Below are 17,339 nucleotides of genomic sequence, written 5' to 3'. Positions count from 1 at the left end.
TCCTCCTTCCTTTTTAAAAGAGGTTCTCCAGTTTCCCGGCGTATGCCGCCTCGATCTCCTCCCGGTATTGCTCGAAGTGCTGTGCCAGCACGTTGTCGATGTATGCCGAGAGCGACACCTTGCCGCCCGTCAGCATCACCGAAATTTTGGCGATGCGCTCGTGGTACTCACGGCGCACATAGACCGGCTTGCCGTAACGGGCGGGGATGTCCATGCCTTTAAAGAAGGTCGTCTCGTAGTCCGCCTGCCTTCCCTTGCGCCGTCTTGTGTCCGCCGCCTTCCCTTCCTGCGCCTTTTCCACCGGCACGGCAGTTTCCCCCTTTCCGGTTCCCGGTTCTCCCGTTCCCGCCGCCTCGCCCGCCATCATCCGCATCAGCAGCTCCTCGTCGATGGGCTTCTCATTCCGCTGCTTCTTCATAGCCTTCCAGTTTGAGGATGGTTGCTATCTCACGGGTCAGTTCGGGGATGCCGCTGCCTGCCAGCATCCGCCTGTCGGGAGCCAGCAGCGTGGAGCGGAACACCGTCCGTCCCGTACTGTCCGCCTCCTTGCGGAAGCGTTTCGTGTCGGGGATGCGGGTTTGCAGCATCGGCAGCCTCATGTCGGCGACTACCTGCCCGTACTTCTCGTACAGCCCGCTCGTTTCCCGCTTATCGACTTGGTTCCAGAAAAGGTAAAGCCCCTTCAGGCGGCTCGTCTCTTTGCCCAGCATCATCCGTTGCAGCACGTCGAGGAAGGAGAGCGTGCTCTCCAATACCGCCTTGTCCGCACTCACCGGGGCGAAGATGTAGTCCATCTGTGCGATCGTGCGCAGGATGCCCGCCGAGTTCACCGTGCCCGGCAGGTCGAAGAAGAGCAGGTCGTAGCAGCCTTCCGCCGCCAGCTCCCTTGCCGTGTCGGGGGCTTGCTCCACCCGGCACTTGCGCACCGGATAGGCGGCACGCCCCGGCTGCCGCATCTGTTCGTAAGCCGCCCGTTTCAGGTATTCGTTCTCCAGTACCGCCCGGCTGTCCCGTTCCCGCATCTCGTACAGGCTGTACTGCGGGAAGTCGCAGTCGATCACCGCCAGCGGACACCCCAAGCGGTAGTGCAGGTAGCCCGCCACCAACACCGTGATAGCCGTCTTGCCGCTGCCGCCTTTCTGTGTGGCGAAAGCCACGTTCAATGTCTGTCTGTCCATATCGTCATTCTGTTGGTTATTCATCCGGCCGCCCGTGCAGCCGCTTCTCTGTTCACTCAATCAGTCAGCTTTTCAGCCACTCTGCCGTTCATTCATTCGTCCGTTCATTCGTTCAGGCATCCGGTCATACATTCAGCCCGGCATCCGGCTGTCCATTCAATCATCCGGCTGTCCAACCGTTTGACCGTTTAGCCGTTTAGTTATTTAGCCGTTTGGTTGTTTAGCCAATCGTCCGGCTGGTTATCCGGTTGTCCGTCCTTTTGTCCAGCAAGACCGTCAGCCGTTCGGCTGTCCGTCCGGTCGGCTATCCGGTTGTTTCCTTGTCTATCCGGACAGTCGTTTCACCGCTTCCACGGCGCAAAGGAATATCAAAATACCGGTAGTTTATCCGTTTGATTATCAGTGTGTCGTGCATTGTCTTTCCACCCGTAGGTTTGTCGCATCCGGGCATGGTGTCCGGACGGGAAAAGGGCTGTTACTTTGCAGGCGGAAACCAAAATAGAGTAAGAATGAAAAAGAGCGGCAACCGCCCGAGGGAGTGCCCCGGCACTCCGCAGCAGGCAAGGGCATCCTCAATCTGTCCGGCAGGACGGATTTTATTTTCAAACGAAAATGGCAAGTTGTGTGCTGCGGCACTCGAAATGAATTTCGTGCCTCACCACCACCTTGCCCCCTCGATGTGGCATTCCCCTCCGGAGTCGGGGGATGCTCACGGGGGAGAGCCGTAGGCATACGGCGTTTTCAGACCATGTTTCACTTAAAATTTTACAGGATGATGGACAATCAGAAGAAGTATGCGGGCAACCACGGGCGAAAACCCAAGCCCGACAAGATGCGCCACCGCTACGTATTCCGTCTGGATGACGGGGACAACGCCCGTTTCCTCGCGCTTTTCGACGAGTCGGGCAAGGCGACCAAGGCGGAGTTTATCGTTTCCGCACTTTTCGGCAAGGAGATTAAGGTTATTAAACTGGATAAGGGGACGCAGGATTTCTACATGCGCCTGACCACTTTCCACTCGCAGTTCCGTGCCATAGGCACGAACTACAACCAATGCGTGCGTGCGCTCAAATCCAATTTCTCGGAGAAGAAAGCCCTCGCTTTCCTCTACAAGCTGGAGCGGCACACCCTCGAACTGGTCGAGTTAAGCAAGCGGATTTCCGCACTGGTGGAGGAGTTCCAGAGCAAATACCCCGTCCGATGATAGCCAAGATCTCGCACGGCAGCAGCCTGTACGGGGTGCTTGCCTACAACCAGTTGAAGGTGGACGAACGGCACGCCGACGTGCTTTTCACCAGCCGGATTATCGAGCCGCAGGGCGATAACCCCTACACGATAGGGCATCTTTCCCGCTCGTTCGGTGACTACCTCACAGCCAACCGCAAGACCGAGAAGCCCGTCCTGCACATCTCCCTCAATCCCGACCCGAAGGATTGCTTGAGTGAAGAGCGGTTTGTCAGCTTGGCGGAGGAGTATATGCGGCGCATGGGCTTCGGCGACCAGCCCTATATCGTCTATCGCCACAACGACATCGGGCGGGAGCACCTGCACATCGTTTCCGTCCGGGTGGACGAAACCGGGCGGGCGATTTCCGACAGCTACGAACACGGGAGTTCGATGAAGGTCTGCCGGGAGCTGGAACGGCAGTTCGGTCTTGTCCCGGCTACGCCCAAGCAGTGGAAGGAGGGACTACCCTTGTCGCCCGTCGGTTACGGGGACGGCAATCTCAAGGGACAGTTGGCAGGAGTCATCCGCCCGCTCGCCCGGGAGTGGCGTTTCCGTACATTGGGCGAATACCGTGCCGTGCTTTCCCTTTACGGCATCACGGTGGACGAGGTAAAGGGGGAATACGGCGGGCGGGAGTATCACGGCTTGACCTATTCGGCAACTGACAGGGAGGGCAACAAGGTCGGCAAGCCCTTCAAGTCCTCCGTGTTCGGCAAGGAGGCGGGCATCGCTGCCCTCGAAAGGCGGATGCACAACGCTGCCGCATGGGAAAAGACCCACAAGGAGGTCGCCGCCGCCACCGCCGGAAAGGTTGCAGCCGCCATGCAGACCGCAGGGCATGACCGGGCGCAGTTCGAGCGGGAACTCATGCGGCAGGGAATCGGCGTGGTATTCCGTCAGAATGAAGCCGGGCGCATCTATGGGGCGACCTTCATCGACCATGCCGCCAAAGCCGTCTTCAACGGCTCCCGTCTGGGCAAGGAGTTTTCCGCAAGCGTGTTCAACGACCTTTTCGCCGGGCAGGAAGGCATTCACCTGCCGCAACCCTCCGCCGGAGTGGAACATCCCACCCGGCAGCAGGAGCATACGGGCGCATCCCAATGGGACGGACATACCGGCTATCGTCCTGACCACAAGGACGGCACTACCCAAAACGTGGCGGCCTCCTTCAACCTCTTTGCCCTCGTACCCGGCGGAGCGTCCGGTGACCAGCCCGTACCGCCGCAGCGCAAAAAGAAAAAGAGGCGCAAGTACGGCAGGCAACAATAATCAACTTAAAATTCAACGAATTATGCAAAACGAAGACGATTTGCGTGGACTCGCCAAAGTCATGGAGTTCATGCGTGCGATAAGCATTTTATTTGTAGTCATCAATATTTATTGGTTCTGTTACCAGTCCGTCCGGGAATGGGGCATCGACATCGGCGTGGTCGATAGGATATTGCTCGGCTTCCAGCGTACCGCCGGGCTGTTCTCCAATATCCTCTGGACGAAGCTCTTCGCCGTGCTGTTCCTCGCCCTTAGCTGCCTCGGCACAAAGGGCGTGAAGGAGCAGAAAATCACGTGGCGCAGGATCATCCTTTGCGGCGTGTCCGGCTTGCTGCTCTTTTTCGGCAACTGGTGGCTGCTCGCCCTTCCTCTGTCGCTTCCGGCAGACACCGTGCTGTATATCGCCACCCTTACCGTCGGGTATATCTGCCTGCTCATGGCAGGGCTGTGGATGTCACGCCTGCTGAAGACCGACCTGCTCGAAGACGTGTTCAACGTCGAGAACGAATCCTTCATGCAGGAAACCAAACTGAAGGAGAACGAGTATTCTGTCAATCTCCGCACCCGCTTCCGGTTCAGGGGAAGGGCGTATGACGGATGGATTAACCTTGTCAATCCCTTCCGTGCGACGATGGTCTTGGGTACGCCCGGTTCGGGCAAGTCCTATGCGATAATCAACCAGTACATCAAACAGATCATCGAGAAGGGCTATTCGCTCTTCCTGTATGATTTCAAGTACCCCGACCTCGCCGAGATAGCCTACAACCACCTACTCGCCCACTTGGACGGCTACAAGGTCAAGCCCAAGTTCTACGTGATAAACTTCGACAATCCGAGGGAAAGCCACCGCTGCAACCCCATCCATCCCGACTTCATGACCGACATCAGCGATGCCTACGAGAGTGCCTACACGATAATGTTAAATTTGAACCGCACATGGATTTCCAAGCAGGGCGATTTCTTCGTGGAATCGCCTATCATTCTGTTAGCCAGTATTATATGGTATCTCAAAATCTACAAGAACGGCAAGTATTGCACCTTCCCCCATGCCATCGAGTTCCTGAACCGCAAGTATGCCGACATTTTCCCCATCCTGACCTCGTACCCGGAGCTTGAGAACTACCTTTCTCCCTTCATGGACGCATGGGAAAGCTCGGCGGTGGAGCAGTTGCAGGGGCAGATTGCCAGTGCCAAGATACCGCTTTCCCGCATGATCTCCCCGGCTCTCTACTGGGTGATGACGGCGGACGATTTCACCCTCGACATCAACAATCCCGAAGAGCCGAAAGTGCTGGTAGTCGGCAACAATCCCGACCGTCAGGGCATCTACGGGGCGGCTTTGGGATTGTACAACTCCCGCATTGTCAAGCTCATCAATAAGAAGAAACGTCTCAAATCCTCCGTGATTATCGACGAGCTGCCCACCATTTACATACGTGGGCTGGATAACCTCATTGCCACCGCTCGAAGCAACAAGGTAGCCGTCATGCTCGGCTTTCAGGATTTCTCTCAGTTGAAGCGTGACTACGGTGACAAGGAAAGCGCCGTAATCTGTAACACGGTCGGCAATGTATTTGCAGGTCAGGTAGTTGCGGAAACCGCCAAGACGCTCTCCGAACGCTTCGGAAAGGTCCTGCAGAAACGGCAGAACATGACCATCAACCGGAACGAGACTTCCGTCTCCATCAACACCCAGATGGACAGCCTTATTCCGGCAAGCAAGATTTCCAACCTCACGCAGGGCATGTTCGTGGGGGCGGTAGCCGACAACTTCGACGAGCGCATCGAGCAGAAGATTTTCCATGCCGAGATTGTAGTGGATAACGAGAAGGTCAGGCGGGAGACCGCCCGCTACGTGAAGATACCGCAGATCATCGACTTCACCGACAAGGATGGCAACGACACCATGCAGCAGCAGATTGATGCCAACTACTACCGCATCAAGAGCGAGGTTAAGCAGATTGTCGCTGACGAGATCGAGCGCATCAAGGCGGATCCGAAACTCTCACACCTGATCAAAAACGGATAATAAGCGTAAATTTCTACCTTAGTAGTAAAACAGTTGTTTTTATATAGTTTTACCAAGTTGGTTGAACAGCGCAAATTGTTGAATAATAGCGAATTTAAGCAATTTTTCGCCAAGAGCGCAAACCGAAAATTACGCAGCCATGGAAAATAGCAGGGAAAAGGATAACTGACCAAGGAGCAACTTGATATAATGTGGCAGGCTGTCTGCATCTGTCTAGGAAAGACACCGCAGGCGGTCAGGACGTGCTGGAAATGCATAAAACACTCCAGGCGAACAAAGTCCTGTTCAGGATGACGGATGAAAGAACAAGGGTGCAGCAACGGACGAGTACCTGCAACAGTTGAGCCGACAGATAGACCGGTTGGAAGGGTTGAAAGTAAACCACAGCCATAGTTTCAACGTGACATATTCCAGGTCGTATCTTGTTCAAGTCACCATCGTGGAATTGTTTCTTTTTTCGCTGGTGCATAACGCATGGCAGCTTAAAAGGGGCTGGCGGCTCAAATACCGCTACGTTCTGATGTCGGGAAATGCGGACGCCAAGACACTTGACAGGCTGGAGAACTGCTTCGAGTGGAACAGGGACAGGAAGCTAATATGGAAGATCAGGAAAGAGGTGGAGGACTTCGAGCGTTGGACGGAAAAGAAAGTGGCAGAAATGCTGCGTGCTAAAAGACAACAGCCGGGAGTGGGGAAATAACATACAAGAAAGAAAAAGGTCCAAAATATACCGTACTTCCTGATTTTTAAACGCTTCAAGTTATTGATTACAAGAACGGATTGTCTGAAGACGAAATTGTTAGATGATCAAAGTGACCATAACAACCGTATGGTATTTCTTGTTATAGTCGGTTGCATCTGATTATGCAGGAATTTTAATGTACATATTCAAATATAAATATTGATATAGGCCAAAAATACGGTTTATTTATTAATAAAATCATGATTACTGAACAAATTGTTAAAAAATAGAGCTAAATTGATAAGTTAAAAATCAAAACATTCATCTTATTTTGCAAAAAATATATTATTAATATTAATAACTATAACAAGTATGGTTAATTTTTACTGCTCGTTTTTCCGTAAATCAAGGAATTATTTTAGGTATTGATTATATTGATTTATTCCTCATTTTATATATTTAAAATTAAACAATTACATGAATTTATTCAAATCATCAGTTCTGTGCGGCATGGTCATAGTGTCATTCATGACATCCTGTACAGACGTGGATATCACCATGCCCAAGGGGCCCAAAGGTGATACGGGGCTTTCAGCCTACGAGTTTTGGAAGGAAAAAGTTGCGGATGGAACCGTCAACTGGCCGAAGGATCAGACAGAAGTCGCTGACTTCTTCAAGTTTCTCAAGGGAAAAGATGGCAAAGACGGGAAGGATGGTCAGAGTGCTTTCGAGCAGTGGAAAGACATGATTGCCAGCGGTAGCGTGGACGACCCGCATAATCCCGGCGAGAAATGGCCCTCCGAAAACAACACGGTACAGGATTTCTGGCGTTTCCTGACCGGAGCCAGCGGAGAGGACGGACAGACACCGCATATAGGTGATAACGGCAACTGGTTCATTGGGAAAGAGGATACCGGTATCGGCGCACGTGGGCGTGACGGTCAGGATGGTAAAGACGGTAAAGACGGAACGAATGGTCGTGATGCTATACCGCCGACAGTCACCATTGGCGATAACGGCAACTGGTATATTAACGGAACGGATACAGGCAAGCCTGCTTTCGGTAAGGATGGCAAAGATGGAAAGGACGGAAAGGATGCCGTGCCTCCTACGGTCACCATCGGCGATAACGGCAACTGGTTTGTGGACGGAACGGATACCGGGAAAAAGGCCGTTGGGCAGGACGGGAAATCTCCCGAGGTTGCCATTGGCGATAACGGCAACTGGTATATAAATGGAACGGATACAGGCAAGCCCGCTTTCGGTAAGGATGGCAAAGATGGAAAGGACGGAAAGGATGGAGCTAACGGAGCCAACGGTAAAAGTGCCTACGAGCTTTGGAAAGAGTATATCTCGTCCGGTGATGTGGACAACCCGCATAATCCTGACCAAAAATGGCCGGCGGACCGGAACAAGCAGACTGATTTCTGGGATTTCCTGACCGGAAAATCCTCTGTTATCGAGATAGAAGTTGGAAAATACAATGTTATTCCTGAATACTGGAACTCTTCCCTGAAAGAGTATGTTGTACCTTCGGACGGTTCGGTTCTATTTACCGTGTATGACAAGACCGGCAAAAAGGTCACAGCCGGAGTAAAGGTGAGCGACTTACCCGGTGTATCTTCTACGGATGCATTTATCACAAACGAGGAAGGGCAGTTCAAGGTCACATGGGATAAATTGCCAGACAATAAGGGTTTATCAGAAAGGAAAGGAAGTGTGACTGTAACGGTTGATGGAACGCAGGAAACGAGTGCGGGCAACACGTTGGTGCCGAATAGGATCAATGTTAGAGCTATCATTACAAGCGCATATCTGTCTAATTATTCTAATACGTCGATAGATATTTATAGGACACTAAATGTATATTACAGCTTCGAGCGTCAAGTGGATGGAGAATGGGATAAGTATCCGACGTCCATTACTACTCCTTATAATAGTATGAAATCGGCCAGGGTTAAAGATATAAACCGGCCTGTCAACGAAGGAAATGTGGACAAAGATCAGTTAGTCCGCTATAGCAATGGAAACTCATATCTCCACATCATTCGTCCGTTGGTTTTGACAGAGACGGAGAAGGCAAATGTGGCGAAGAATGATACTGTCGGCAAGTTGGCGAAATATGAATGGGACCAAACAGACAATTATGCGGCACTGTATTTTGGTGATGGTACGGGAAGTTATAATGACTATGGACAGACTGTATATTTGCAGGACAAGATACATGTCCCGGAAGTGTATCCGGCCCCATCTTTTAAAGAAAACAGTGTGTTTATTGAAATCAAGCAGGGTATTACCACCATGTGGGGAGAGATTGACACGGATAATTTACAGGATTTTTATAAAACATACGCTTACCCGATAGGGCAAGATAAATTTACAAAAGAGGAAGGAACCAATGTTTGGAAACATCCGGAAGGCAAGTTGCCGGCATCAGAGCTGGAAGAAAATCGGGCTGTATTTATAGAAATGCGTACTTTCATCAATGGAACGGGAGGAACTGTACATACCGGATCCAAGCCGTTGTCAACGGGAGGCAAGCGCTTTAAACTGACAAGCACTTATCCCAATAACTGGATTGGTCTGGATATCAGACGACGGACAGAAAGCACTGATAAAATAACATATAATATATCTAACGAGTACCGTGGGCGTTACGCTTACTATCTGTTAAAAGAGGAAGATAAGTACTATTTAGTTGATTTTGCGGACTGGTCCAAGCGGATGCCCTTGCCAATCAAGGATTGTCCTGTCGACTGGATGAATTGATTTATTTATTGGATAATTGAATATGAAGAAAAAAATAACGATATGCTTTGTGTGTCTCTCCTTGCTGTTGGTCTCTCTGGCGGTGAGAGGACAGGACACGAAAACGACCCGTCGTGTGCCTCTCCAGGCAGAGGTGACGCATGACGGACTGTCAGAAAAGGAATCAAAAGCCTGGGAGATCGGTCTCGGCGGTTCGCTGATAAACTGGAGTCGGGTGTCAGTCACTGGTTTCCGGAGTACGCCGGACAACTACTTTTATAACCTGAAAGCGAATCATCTGATGGGAGGGGCAAACTTGTACATCGCACGGGAATTGAACCGGTGGTTTTACCTGGATTTGCAGGGAAGCGTCGGTTTGACGAAAAACAACAACCGTACCGCAGGTGATGACAGGAAACGTGATTTACTGTACATGGGGGGACTGGGGCTACAATTCCGCTTTACTCCCCTGCTCAGATCCCAATGGGTTGAACCTTATCTCAGGGTAGGTGTGAACTATCTGCATAAAGACTTTGCTTCCGTATATGGCGGCAACTTTGAGGATGATCCAACCGGACAGGCATATTGGGAGTCTTCCGACATCTGGAATCCTGACGGGCGTTCATCCGACAAAAACTCGTTTGTTCCCCTGTCTTTCGGGGCGGGTGTGAAAGCCTGGTTAAGCAACTCGTTCGGGCTGGGGTTACAAGGTGAATACCTTCTGCCCGTGCAGAAGGGGCTTCCCCACTTCGTTCAGGTTTCTGCCAGTGTCATCTGGCGTATTGGCGGAAAGAGCAAACATGCGGCTCCGGTGGTACGATATGTGGAGATAGAGAAACCCGTGGAAAGAATCGTCGAGCGGGTGGTTGAGAAAAAGGTGGAGGTTCCGGCCATTATTGACACTATGGCGTGTGATCTCTTGGAGAATATCCATTTTGAATTTGACAGGGATGTCATAACAGCCACTTCGGAAAGAACGCTTGACAGGCTGGCAGAGCTACTGAAAAGCTATCCGGACAGCCGTTTCCTTATCACGGGCTACACGGACGCCAAAGGAAGCGACTCCTATAACTTGACCCTTTCCGCACGGCGTGCTGAAAAGGTGCATGCCGCCCTGATCGGGCGTGGAGTTCCCGCCCGGATGATTAAATGGCGTGGCGTGGGTAAGCGTGCGGCCATTATCTCCGCCACTGCTGCGGACAATATCCGTGAAGGGGACAGAAAAGTCCTGCTGGAACGGGTTACCAACATGGATTATTGGAATGCCCTGGATAGCAAATAACCCGAATGTTCAGATAGTGATGAAAATGGATTGAAACAGTGCGGGAATCTCATCCGCATCATTCTATTCCCAGGTCAGGAGGAGTAATACGGGGCATTTCTCCGCCAGGCCTGGGAATTTTACTTTACATGACTGGATGGACGTGCAACAGGTTTAGATGATTATCGAGAATGATTAATAAGCATAAAACCGCTTATGCTATGATTGTATTGCTGCAAAATTATAAATATAATTGTCCATGTTTTTGCATTGCTAATAAACAGATCGACACTGTTTTTCATGGGGAAGCAGGCAGAATGATCGCTCATGATAATACTTGTGATTCACATGAATGGAAAAAACTTGTGTCTTTGTAGTTTAACAATCAAAATATTAAAACTTATGAATACTCTTCTTTTGAATGCCACTTCTTCCAAAAGAAAAAGAATCACTTCTGAAGGTCATCCATACAGCCAGTTTCTTTGCATTAAAGAGCTAAAATGACAAAAAAAAGAGCTGGAATGAAAACATGTGTTTTTGAATAAATTTCGATTTTTGCAAAATAATTAAAAATTAAACCTTATGATGAAGAAAATTTTTATCAGTTTGTTTTTGTCTGGTGTTTTTATGTATCACACAAATGCCCAGACTGCAGTAGAGGGTAACAAGTTTCTGGACAACTGGTCCATCGGGATCAGTGCGGGAGGAACAACCCCGTTAACACATCATTCTTTCTTTGGAAACATGCGCCCGATCACGGGGATAGAACTGAATAAACAATTGACACCGGTTTTCGGTTTCGGTCTGGAGGCGGTCGGAAGCTTTAACACCTCACAAAGCAGGACCATTTTCGACCGCTCCAATGTCAGTCTGTTGGGGTTGGTGAACCTGAACAATCTCCTTGGGACCTATACCGGGGTTCCCAGACCTTTTGAAATCGAAGCGGTGGCCGGAATCGGGTGGTTGCATTATTATATGAACCGGGAAACGGGTTCCGATCAGAACAGCATGTCAACAAAACTGGGCCTGAACTTTAATTTCAACCTGGGAGAGAGCAAGGCATGGACATTGGCACTGAAACCTGCCCTGGTCTATGACATGAATGCTATGGGTTCCGAAGCCGTACGTTTCCATTCCGGACGGGCCGTATGGGAAATATCCGTTGGTCTGAAGTATCATTTCGGATGCAGTAACGGGAAACACCACTTTACAAAAGTGAGAGCTTACGACCAGCAGGAGGTGGATGTCTTGAACGCAAAAATTAATGAACTTCATACACAGGCCGGTAAAGATGCCAAGGCATTGCAGGAGGCAGTGCGAAAGGTAACGGAACTGGAGGCCGCACTGGACAAATGCCGCAACCAGGAACCAAAAATTGTGAAAGACACCATTGACAACACTAAAAAGACGCTGGAATCCGTCATAACTTTCCGCCAGGGCAGGACGACAGTTGACAACTCCCAACTCCCGAATGTCGAACGTATCGCTACTTATTTAAAGAACCATAAGGGAGCAAGTGTGCTCATCAAGGGTTATGCCTCTCCTGAGGGAAGCGTGGAAGTTAACGAGCGGATCGCCCGACAAAGAGCGGAGGCCGTGAAAAAAATCCTGGTGGGCAAGTATGGAATTGCAGAAGAACGGATTGTAGCCGAGGGCCAGGGAGTAGGGAACATGTTCGAGGAGCCCGACTGGAACCGGGTAAGCATCTGTACGATCAACGCGGGAACGGAATCCAGTAGCCGTTAAATGCGATCCGGAAAATACCGGAAAGATGCATTCACTTGAACAGAATGTATTAACTATATTTATTCTACACGTAATTTGAAATGCTATGAACAGGTATGTATCTGAAATGATCGGGACAATGGTCCTTGTTTTGATGGGATGCGGAAGTGCTGTTTTTGCCGGGGATATGCCCGGTGCGGTCACCACCGGGGTGGGTACCCTGGGAGTTGCCATAGCCTTCGGGCTGTCGGTGGTCGCCATGGCATACGCTATTGGCGGAATATCCGGATGCCATATAAATCCGGCGATCACACTGGGCATGTACTGCTCGGGAGGAATGGGGGGCAAGGATGCCCTGTTATACATTATTTTCCAGATAATCGGGGGGATTCTCGGATCAGCCGTACTTTTCATACTGGTATCTACGGGGCCACATGCCGGCCCTACCATGACAGGGAGCAACGGCTTTGTTGAGGGGGAAATGTTGCAGGCCTTTATCGCTGAGGCCGTCTTTACGTTTATTTTCGTTCTTGTGGCGCTGGGAGCCACGGATAAAAAGAAAGGGGCCGGTAAACTGGCGGGCCTGGTCATCGGGCTGACGCTTGTCCTGGTGCATATCGTATGTATTCCCATCACCGGAACATCAGTAAATCCCGCGCGCAGCATAGGACCCGCACTTTTCGAGGGAGGAGGCGCGATCTCACAGCTTTGGCTATTTATCGTCGCTCCACTGACAGGAGGTCTGGCCAGTGCCATAGTGTGGAAAGCCATTTCTCAGCATAGCGACAGACAACGATGAAGGGAAGGTGGATGACCCCGAGACACGTTTCTCTGTTATCCACCTTTGTTTGATACATTATTATCAACTAAAATAAAAAAAGATGTCAAAAAGTAGTTTTTTACTGGATTTTAAGGCGTTTGTCATGCGTGGAAACGTAGTAGACATGGCCGTGGGTGTGATTATTGGCGGTGCCTTCGGGAAAATAATATCTTCAGTGGTGGCAGACATCATCATGCCACCGATAGGGTTGCTGGTAGGCGGAACCAACTTCTCGGAACTGAGATGGGAATTGGAACCCGCCAGGGTAGTTGATGGAGTCGAACAGGCGGCCGTCACGATAAACTATGGAAACTTCATACAGACCATGCTGGATTTTGTGATCATCGCTTTTGCCATTTTCTTGTTCATCCGCCTGCTCTCCAATCTCAGGCGCAAAAAAGAAGAGACACCCTTGCCCCCACCTGTCCCGAGCAACGAGGAAAAGTTACTTTCAGAAATACGTGACTTGCTGAAGAAACAATGACGTTTATTCAAACGGTATGGACGGTATCGGGCAGGAACATATCTGAGGAACAGGCTACTCCTTGGCGGTGGAAATTTTCCTTTGTCCCTGAATGATAAAAATAGTGTGAACATTAAAATTCAGATATGACTAAAGCAGATATTATAAACCGGGTCTCTGAGGAGCTTGGAATCGATCGCAGGACCGTTGGCCTGGTAATCGAGAGTTTCATGAAATGCGTGAAGGATGCACTCGGCAGAGAGAGAATTGTATTCCTGCGCGGATTCGGGACCTTTTCTTTGAAGAAAAGGGCGGCAAAGAAGGCACAGAATATCCAACAGCACACAACCATATGCATCCCGGCTCGCAAGGTCCCTCATTTTAAACCCTCGGAGTCTTTCTTGGTTCTCCGGAAAGAAGATAATCGAAAATAGACCGGGAGTGAATCTACCCCTTCCATTGTCAGGGAGGGGTGGATTTTAATGTGTTTTATGGAAATTTATCAATCATGTTTTACTCCTGTTTTCCAGCCCCGTTCAGATATGGACTACAGGATCATAGATGACCGGACGATCATGTAGATTCCCGGTAAACCTGTAAATAGACTGTTATGCGTGTTTTCAATCTTTTATTGTTGATCTCCATGTTCATTCCCTTTCCGCTGCCCGCTCAGGTGGGCGAACGTTATATAGAGGTAACCGGTACTTCCGAGATAGAGGTAGTTCCTGACAGGATTCATTACGTTATCGAAATAAGGGAGTACTTCGAAGAAGAGTTTGATGGCGTATCCAAACCGGAAGAATATCGGACGAAGGTTCCTCTTACCAGGATAGAGGAGGAATTGAAGCAGGTTTTGAAAATAGTCGGAGTGCCACGGGAGGCAATCCGCACAAAGGATGTGGGTGATAATTGGCGTAAGCCGGGACAGGATTTTCTGGTTTCCAAATCATTTGATGTCACGTTACGTGACTTCACACTGATTGATGAAATTTTAAAACGGGTGGACACAAAAGGAATTCATACGATGTATATAGATAAACTGGAACATAGGGATATCCTGTCCTATCACAGGAAGGGCAAGATAGAAGCACTGAAAGCGGCACGGGAAAAGGCGGTTTACCTGCTGGAGGCAATAGGTAAGAGGCCGGGTGAGATCATCCGCATCGTGGAAGGAGGGGATGCTGGAAAAGAGATGTTTGCACAAGGTCATATCTTATCGGTTGCCCCGCCCCCATTTGAGAGAAGCCGCACGATAAAAAAGAGATATTCGATGCTGGTCCGGTTCGGGATCGTGGATCGATGAACCGTTATTATAACAAATCCCGGAATGGACTTGCAAGAGAAGATAACGGGCATTCGGGTTTGCGGTGAAATATCCGGCCTTTTCTCTGACCGGTAAATAGATTAATAGATTCAACTCACGATAAGATGAAAGATTATTACTTTATTATGAATGCCGGGGTAAAAGCCGGAGGGGTGTAATCGGTAACTTTGTCTCGTCAAAAATCGGAAAAGTAAAATCGACATGATTCTAAAAAAAATAGCATTGTAATTTTGTGGTGCGAACTACTAATTACAATGCTATGACCGAGACTTCCCAATTAAAGAAGTATCTGATGTGGTACAAAGTTAACGAATTATTTTCAGATGGCCTAAATAAGACACAAATAGGTCAATCCTTAGGTCTTCACCGTCAAACGGTGGCCAAGTATCTGTCCATGACAGAAGAAGAGTTCATTTCCAGCCAGAGCTATGACCGTCATTACGGTCATAAACTTGACGGCTATGAATCTTATGTAGTCAATGAGTTGCGCAAGTGGCCTTTTTTGTCCGCTCCGCAACTCCATGACCGCTTGAAAGAGCATTTTTCGGATCTTCCCTGCGTAACCCCCAAAACGGTCTTCAACTTCGTCAACCGGTTGCGTTTAACGCACCATCTTCCCAAGGAGTTTGAAAAGAGTTACCGCCCCTACGAGAAGCAACCCGAGACTCCCTATGGCGAATACGCCCAATGCGACTTCGGTGAACGGTGGATGAAGACACTTCAGGGACAGTCTTTAAAAGTGTATTTCTTTGCGATGTGTCTGAGCCGCAGCAGGTATAAGTTCGTCTACTTTAGCCGTACACCGTTTACCACCGCTCTTGCTGTTTATGCCCATGAACTGGCTTTCGAGTTCTTCGGGGGAGTACCCCGAAAAATAGTTTATGACCAGGACAAGGTGTTTCTTGTCAATGAAAACCTTGGTGACCTGGTGCTTACCCGCGTTTTCCGCACCCTTGTCCGTGAACATGGCTTTGAACCCGTGTTCTGTCGCAAATCCGATCCCCAGAGCAAAGGTAAGATAGAGAATGTCGTCAAATATGTGAAATACAACTTCCTTCGCGGCCGCGAGTTGGTTGACATGGACCTGCTCAACAAGGAAGTCCTTGGCTGGTTGGAACGCACGGCCAACGGCACGGAACATCACGGCATACGTCGTGTCCCGTCTGAGGAGTTTGAGACGGAAAAAGGACACCTCATGCCTTATAAGGGAGTCCCGACTGTTCCTTGCGAAACCCTCTTGCCGCATCACGTGCGAAAGGACAACGTGATAACCTACCGGGGCAATTATTACAGCGTTCCCACAGGCACCTACCACGGCCATCAGACGCTGGTCTATATCGAAGAAAAAGAAGGCCGGCTATATATCTACAGCCATGAGACAGGCAAAACCCTTGCCGTTCACAAAATAAGCGGAGATAAGGGGCGTCTGGTAAGCAATACCTCCCACCGGCGTGACCGCGAAGCCTCGCTGGATGATTATGAGGCTTTTGTACGCAAAGAACTTCCCGCAAGCACGGTGATTGATACATATTTATTACAACTACGTGTGCATAAGGCCCGTAATTACCGCGACAACCTCCAGTTTATAGTCCGGCGCCACGCGGCATACTCGGACATCACGCTTACCGAAGCTTTTGACGAGTGCCTTAAAGCAGGTGTCTTCAACGGATGCAGCCTGATGGAGGTAGCCGAGACCCTCAGGATCCGTAAAGGAGAACCCCCCATTGAGGTCCGGACGGAAACCGAGCCGGTTCCCGGGGCTGATACATCCGCCATGATCCCCGAGAAAACAGACATATCCACCTTTAACACCCTTTTCGTATGATAACAAACGAACAAATCAAAAACCTGTGCTCGCGTCTGCGCCTGTACGCTCTGCCACGCCTGCTGGAATCAGAAGCTCATCTGGCGCAGGAGCAGGGAAAAAACCATGTCGAGTTCCTGCATGACCTGCTCTCCCGCGAGGTTCAGGAAAGAGACAGCAAGGACTTCCAACGGCGGCTGAAAGCGGCGGCCTTGCCGGCAAGACACGACCTCGACCTTTTCGACCACAACTACTCGCAAGGTATAACCGCACCAAGATTGCGTGAACTGCGCCGGCTGGGGTGGCTCGAACAGAATTACAACCTGATACTCATGGGACCTTCCGGAACAGGTAAGACCTTTATCGCCGCAGGACTTGTGTACGAAGCTGTGGGGCAGGGATACAAGGCGTATATGGTCACGATGGAGGATGTCATAAACACCATCAAGATGAAAACGCTGATGCCTTCGGCCATGAGCGCATACAACCGTCTGCTCAAAGCCGACTTGGTAGCCATCGATGACATAATGCTCTTCCCGGTGAAAAAAGAGGATGCCGCAGGATTCTTCAATCTGATCAACACGCTTCACGAGAAAGCCTCACTGATAATTACCACGAACAAGGCACCCACCGAATGGGCCAAAACGCTGGATGACGAAGTGCTGGCTTCAGCAATACTGGACAGGCTGTTATATCACTGCGAGGTCATAAAACTCACCGGGCAAAGCTACCGGATGGGAAACCGAAAATCCATTTTTGAAGAGGAAAAAGACACATCTTTGGCTGGGGGTACCCCCAGCCAAAGATGA

At 50.0% G+C, this 17,339-nt stretch carries 16 protein-coding genes; 14 read left to right on the top strand and 2 right to left on the bottom strand.

Annotated features, from left to right (window positions below):
- Positions 1–13: 13 nt before the first annotated feature.
- Positions 14–418: a DUF3408 domain-containing protein gene (locus K6V26_RS27070; RefSeq protein ID WP_009291502.1), complete on the bottom strand. Its 405-nt coding sequence runs from the start codon at positions 416–418 to the stop codon at positions 14–16.
- Complete coding sequence (locus K6V26_RS27065; RefSeq protein ID WP_014299615.1) at positions 399–1,178, bottom strand: ParA family protein; 780 nt, start codon at positions 1,176–1,178, stop codon at positions 399–401. Before K6V26_RS27065 ends, K6V26_RS27070 begins: the two co-directional genes overlap by 20 nt.
- Here K6V26_RS27065 and K6V26_RS27060 point away from each other — a divergent pair.
- The 14 genes from K6V26_RS27060 to istB all read left to right on the top strand — a co-directional run bounded on the left by K6V26_RS27060 (position 1,163) and on the right by istB (position 17,339).
- A complete protein-coding gene (locus K6V26_RS27060; RefSeq protein WP_100721088.1) occupies positions 1,163–1,378 on the top strand; it encodes a hypothetical protein in 216 nt (71 codons plus the stop codon). The genes K6V26_RS27065 and K6V26_RS27060 overlap by 16 nt on opposite strands.
- 575 nt (positions 1,379–1,953) lie before the next feature.
- Positions 1,954–2,382: a conjugal transfer protein MobA gene (mobA, locus tag K6V26_RS27055; protein ID WP_009291504.1), complete on the top strand. Its 429-nt coding sequence runs from the start codon at positions 1,954–1,956 to the stop codon at positions 2,380–2,382.
- Positions 2,379–3,674 carry a conjugal transfer protein MobB gene (gene mobB, locus K6V26_RS27050; protein WP_224264335.1) on the top strand — a complete coding sequence of 432 codons (1,296 nt, stop codon included), beginning with the start codon at positions 2,379–2,381 and terminating at the stop codon, positions 3,672–3,674. Before mobA ends, mobB begins: the two co-directional genes overlap by 4 nt.
- 22 nt (positions 3,675–3,696) lie before the next feature.
- Complete coding sequence (gene mobC / locus K6V26_RS27045; protein ID WP_009040563.1) at positions 3,697–5,703, top strand: conjugal transfer protein MobC; 2,007 nt, start codon at positions 3,697–3,699, stop codon at positions 5,701–5,703.
- Between the two features lie 340 nt (positions 5,704–6,043).
- The gene (locus tag K6V26_RS27040; RefSeq protein WP_014299618.1) at positions 6,044–6,403 is read left to right on the top strand and encodes a hypothetical protein; all 360 of its coding nucleotides are present in this window, start codon (positions 6,044–6,046) and stop codon (positions 6,401–6,403) included.
- Positions 6,404–6,862: 459 nt separating this feature from the next.
- Positions 6,863–9,154, top strand: coding sequence for a collagen-like protein (locus K6V26_RS27035; RefSeq protein WP_224264334.1), 2,292 nt, complete (start codon positions 6,863–6,865; stop codon positions 9,152–9,154).
- A gap of 22 nt (positions 9,155–9,176) precedes the next feature.
- Positions 9,177–10,415: an OmpA family protein gene (locus tag K6V26_RS27030; RefSeq protein ID WP_025813753.1), complete on the top strand. Its 1,239-nt coding sequence runs from the start codon at positions 9,177–9,179 to the stop codon at positions 10,413–10,415.
- Positions 10,416–10,979: 564 nt separating this feature from the next.
- Complete coding sequence (locus K6V26_RS27025) at positions 10,980–12,140, top strand: OmpA family protein (protein WP_025813754.1); 1,161 nt, start codon at positions 10,980–10,982, stop codon at positions 12,138–12,140.
- An 85-nt stretch (positions 12,141–12,225) separates the two neighbouring features.
- Positions 12,226–12,918: an MIP family channel protein gene (locus tag K6V26_RS27020; protein WP_008766545.1), complete on the top strand. Its 693-nt coding sequence runs from the start codon at positions 12,226–12,228 to the stop codon at positions 12,916–12,918.
- Positions 12,919–13,000: 82 nt separating this feature from the next.
- Positions 13,001–13,423 (top strand): large-conductance mechanosensitive channel protein MscL, encoded by a 423-nt coding sequence (gene mscL / locus K6V26_RS27015; RefSeq protein ID WP_008760197.1) that lies wholly within the window; start codon positions 13,001–13,003, stop codon positions 13,421–13,423.
- A 125-nt stretch (positions 13,424–13,548) separates the two neighbouring features.
- Positions 13,549–13,836, top strand: coding sequence for an HU family DNA-binding protein (locus K6V26_RS27010; RefSeq protein WP_008760198.1), 288 nt, complete (start codon positions 13,549–13,551; stop codon positions 13,834–13,836).
- A 176-nt stretch (positions 13,837–14,012) separates the two neighbouring features.
- Positions 14,013–14,705 carry an SIMPL domain-containing protein gene (locus tag K6V26_RS27005; RefSeq protein WP_008640895.1) on the top strand — a complete coding sequence of 231 codons (693 nt, stop codon included), beginning with the start codon at positions 14,013–14,015 and terminating at the stop codon, positions 14,703–14,705.
- Positions 14,706–15,018: 313 nt separating this feature from the next.
- Positions 15,019–16,551, top strand: coding sequence for an IS21 family transposase (gene istA, locus K6V26_RS27000; protein ID WP_224263457.1), 1,533 nt, complete (start codon positions 15,019–15,021; stop codon positions 16,549–16,551).
- Positions 16,548–17,339 carry an IS21-like element helper ATPase IstB gene (gene istB, locus K6V26_RS26995; RefSeq protein ID WP_224263458.1) on the top strand — a complete coding sequence of 264 codons (792 nt, stop codon included), beginning with the start codon at positions 16,548–16,550 and terminating at the stop codon, positions 17,337–17,339. The genes istA and istB overlap by 4 nt, the downstream gene beginning before the upstream one ends.

Origin of the sequence: Parabacteroides goldsteinii (genome assembly GCF_020091425.1) — a bacterium.
GTDB classification, from domain to species: Bacteria; Bacteroidota; Bacteroidia; order Bacteroidales; family Tannerellaceae; genus Parabacteroides; species Parabacteroides goldsteinii.
The sequence above is the reverse complement of the archived record's forward strand: the minus strand, read 5'-3'. Positions and strand labels throughout refer to the sequence as shown.

What these genes read in the sequence shown, in the direction of transcription:
- K6V26_RS27070 (WP_009291502.1), bottom strand. Translation starts at nt 418, where the DNA reads ATGAAGAAGCAGCGGAATGAGAAGCCCATCGACGAGGAGCTGCTGATG.
- K6V26_RS27060 (WP_100721088.1), top strand. Translation starts at nt 1,163, where the DNA reads ATGTCTGTCTGTCCATATCGTCATTCTGTTGGTTATTCATCCGGCCGC.
- K6V26_RS27065 (WP_014299615.1), bottom strand. Translation starts at nt 1,178, where the DNA reads ATGGACAGACAGACATTGAACGTGGCTTTCGCCACACAGAAAGGCGGC.
- mobA (WP_009291504.1), top strand. Translation starts at nt 1,954, where the DNA reads ATGGACAATCAGAAGAAGTATGCGGGCAACCACGGGCGAAAACCCAAG.
- mobB (WP_224264335.1), top strand. Translation starts at nt 2,379, where the DNA reads ATGATAGCCAAGATCTCGCACGGCAGCAGCCTGTACGGGGTGCTTGCC.
- mobC (WP_009040563.1), top strand. Translation starts at nt 3,697, where the DNA reads ATGCAAAACGAAGACGATTTGCGTGGACTCGCCAAAGTCATGGAGTTC.
- K6V26_RS27035 (WP_224264334.1), top strand. Translation starts at nt 6,863, where the DNA reads ATGAATTTATTCAAATCATCAGTTCTGTGCGGCATGGTCATAGTGTCA.
- K6V26_RS27030 (WP_025813753.1), top strand. Translation starts at nt 9,177, where the DNA reads ATGAAGAAAAAAATAACGATATGCTTTGTGTGTCTCTCCTTGCTGTTG.
- K6V26_RS27025 (WP_025813754.1), top strand. Translation starts at nt 10,980, where the DNA reads ATGAAGAAAATTTTTATCAGTTTGTTTTTGTCTGGTGTTTTTATGTAT.
- K6V26_RS27020 (WP_008766545.1), top strand. Translation starts at nt 12,226, where the DNA reads ATGAACAGGTATGTATCTGAAATGATCGGGACAATGGTCCTTGTTTTG.
- mscL (WP_008760197.1), top strand. Translation starts at nt 13,001, where the DNA reads ATGTCAAAAAGTAGTTTTTTACTGGATTTTAAGGCGTTTGTCATGCGT.
- K6V26_RS27010 (WP_008760198.1), top strand. Translation starts at nt 13,549, where the DNA reads ATGACTAAAGCAGATATTATAAACCGGGTCTCTGAGGAGCTTGGAATC.
- K6V26_RS27005 (WP_008640895.1), top strand. Translation starts at nt 14,013, where the DNA reads ATGCGTGTTTTCAATCTTTTATTGTTGATCTCCATGTTCATTCCCTTT.
- istA (WP_224263457.1), top strand. Translation starts at nt 15,019, where the DNA reads ATGTGGTACAAAGTTAACGAATTATTTTCAGATGGCCTAAATAAGACA.
- istB (WP_224263458.1), top strand. Translation starts at nt 16,548, where the DNA reads ATGATAACAAACGAACAAATCAAAAACCTGTGCTCGCGTCTGCGCCTG.